Here is a 3,122-nt window from a genome sequence, read left to right on the forward strand (position 1 = left end):
ATAGGTCTGTGTATCCGTTGATGTTGCGCTGTTCCCGGCGGCGTCCGTAGTGGTCACGCTTCCGTCTACCGTGTTATCGGCATCGGCGGCCAGTTTGCTTCCCGGTACGTCGATACTGTAGGCGCCCAAGGCGTCCACCGTTCCGGTGTAATTTGTTCCGTCGACCGTTAGGGTCACCGTATCGCCGGCGTTGAAGTCACCGGATACCGTTCCCGTTACGGTAACGTCAGCACCCGCTTCCGTGGCGTTCAATATGTTGTCCGCCGTGATATCGTCTATTTCAAGTACTGGTACCGGTAATGTGGTATCTACGGTATAGGTCTGTGTATCCGTTGATGTTGCGCTGTTCCCGGCGGCGTCCGTAGTGGTCACGCTTCCGTCTACCGTGTTATCGGCATCGGCGGCCAGTTTGCTGCCCGGTACATCGATACTGTATGCGCCCAAGGCGTCTACCGTTCCGGTGTAATTTGTTCCGTCCACCGTTAGGGTCACCGTATCCCCATCATTGAAGTCACCGCTTACCGTGCCCGTTACGGCAACGTCCGCTCCCGCTTCCGCGGCGTTCAGGATGTTGTCCGCGGTGATATCGTCGATAGTTAATGTTGGAATCGGTGCTACTACATCTACACTATATACCTGTGTATCCGTCGCCGTTGCGCTGTTCCCGGCAGCGTCCGTAGTGGTCACGCTTCCGTCTACCGTGGTATCGGCATCGGCGGCCAGTTTGCTGCCGGGTACGTCGATACTGTACGCGCCCAAGGCGTCCACCGTTCCGGTATAATTTGTTCCGTCGACCGTTAGGGTTACCGTATCCCCGGCATTGAAGTCACCGCTTACCGTTCCCGTTACGGCAACGTCCGCACCGGCTTCCGCAGCGTTCAATATGTTGTCGGCAGTGATATCGTCTATTTCAAGTACTGGTAACGGTGCCGTGGTATCCACCGTATAGGCTTTTGTTTCTGTTACTGTTCCTTCGTTTCCGGCCGCGTCCGTTGTGGTCACGCTTCCGTCTACCGTGTTATCGGCATCGGCGGCCAGTTTGCTTCCAGGTACATCGATACTGTACGCGCCCAAGGCGTCCACCGTTCCGGTATAGTCCGTGCCGTCCACCGTTAGGGTAACGGTATCACCTGTATTGAAATCTCCCGCTATCGTTCCCGTTACGGCAACGTCCGCTCCCGCTTCCGCGGCGTTCAAGATGTTGTCAGCGGTGATGTCGTCGATGGTCAATGTTGGAATCGGCGCTACTACATCTACACTATATACCTGTGTATCCGTAGCACTTGCTGAATTACCGGCCGCGTCCGTAGTGGTCACGCTTCCGTCTACCGTGTTATCGGCATCGGCGGCCAGTTTGCTTCCCGGTACGTCGATACTGTATGCGCCAAGGGCGTCCACGGTTCCCGTATAATCCGTTCCGTCTACTGTTAGGGTCACCGTATCCCCGGCGTTGAAGTCACCGCTTACCGTTCCCGTTACGGAAACGTCCGCTCCCGCTTCCGCGGCGTTCAAGATGTTATCGGCTGTGATATCGTCTATGGTCAATGTTGGAATTGGCGCTACTACATCTACACTATATACCTGTGTATCCGTTACCGTTGCGCTGTTCCCGGCGGCATCCGTAGTGGTCACGCTTCCGTCAACAGTCGTATCGGCATCGGCGGCCAGTTTGCTGCCCGGTACGTCGATACTGTACGCGCCAAGGGCGTCCACCGTTCCGGTAAAATCCGTACCGTCCACCGTTAGGGTCACCGTATCCCCGGCATTGAAGTCACCGCTTACCGTTCCCGTTACGGAAACGTCAGCTCCCGCTTCCGCGGCGTTCAATATGTTATCGGCAGTGATGTCGTCGATGGTCAATGTTGGAATAGGCAATGTAGTATCTACTGAATACACTTGTGTATCCGTTACCGTTGCAGAGTTCCCGGCCGCGTCCGTTGTCGTTACGCTTCCGTCTACCGTGGTATCGGCATCGGCGGCCAGTTTGCTGCCCGGTACGTCGATACTGTACGCGCCCAAGGCGTCTACCGTTCCCGTGTAATCCGTTCCGTCCACCGTTAGGGTCACCGTATCCCCATCATTGAAGTCACCGCTTACCGTTCCCGTTACGGAAACGTCCGCTCCCGCTTCCGCGGCGTTCAAGATGTTGTCCGCAGTGATGTCGTCGATGGTCAATGTTGGAATCGGCGCTACTACATCTACACTATATACCTGTGTATCCGTCGCCGTTGCGCTGTTCCCGGCGGCGTCCGTAGTGGTCACGCTTCCGTCCACCGTGGTGTCCGCATCTGCCGCTAGTGCGCTTCCCGGTACGTCGATACCGTACGCGCCCAAGGCGTCCACCGTTCCGGTATAATCCGTACCGTCTACCGTTAGGGTCACCGTATCCCCTGTGTTGAAATCTCCCGCTACCGTTCCCGTTACGGAAACGTCCGCTCCCGCTTCCGCGGCGTTCAATATGTTGTCAGCCGTGATGTCGTCGATGGTCAATGTTGGAATCGGTGCCGTGGTATCCACCGTATAGGCTTTTGTTTCTGTTACTGTTCCTACGTTCCCGGCGGCATCCGTAGTGGTCACGCTTCCGTCCACCGTGTTATCGGCATCGGCGGCCAGTTTGCTGCCGGGTACGTCGATACTGTACGCGCCAAGGGCGTCCACCGTTCCGGTATAATTTGTGCCGTCGACCGTTAGGGTCACCGTATCACCTGTATTGAAATCTCCCGCTACCGTTCCCGTTACGGAAACGTCAGCTCCCGCTTCCGCGGCGTTCAGGATGTTATCGGCCGTGATGTCATCTATTTCAAGTACTGGTACCGGTGCCGTGGTATCCACCGTATAGGCTTTTGTTTCTGTTACTGTTCCTACGTTCCCGGCGGCATCCGTAGTGGTCACGCTTCCGTCTACCGTGCTATCGGCATCGGCGGCCAGTTTGCTGCCCGGTACGTCGATACTGTACGCGCCCAAGGCGTCCACCGTTCCGGTATAGTCCGTACCGTCTACCGTTAGGGTCACCGTATCGCCGGCATTGAAGTCACCGCTTACCGTTCCCGTTACGGTAACGTCCGCTCCCGCTTCCGCGGCGTTCAATATGTTATCGGCCGTGATGTCGTCGATAGTTAATG

The 3,122-nt window shown here is 56.6% G+C and carries 1 protein-coding gene; it reads right to left on the minus strand.

Annotated elements, in window-relative coordinates:
• Positions 1–3,122 (minus strand): S-layer family protein (locus IV512_RS19570; protein ID WP_209406433.1); only part of this gene is annotated, 3,122 nt, incomplete at both ends.

Origin of the sequence: Pseudozobellia sp. WGM2, assembly GCF_017810075.1 — a bacterium.
Taxonomy (GTDB): Bacteria; Bacteroidota; Bacteroidia; order Flavobacteriales; family Flavobacteriaceae; genus JADNYK01.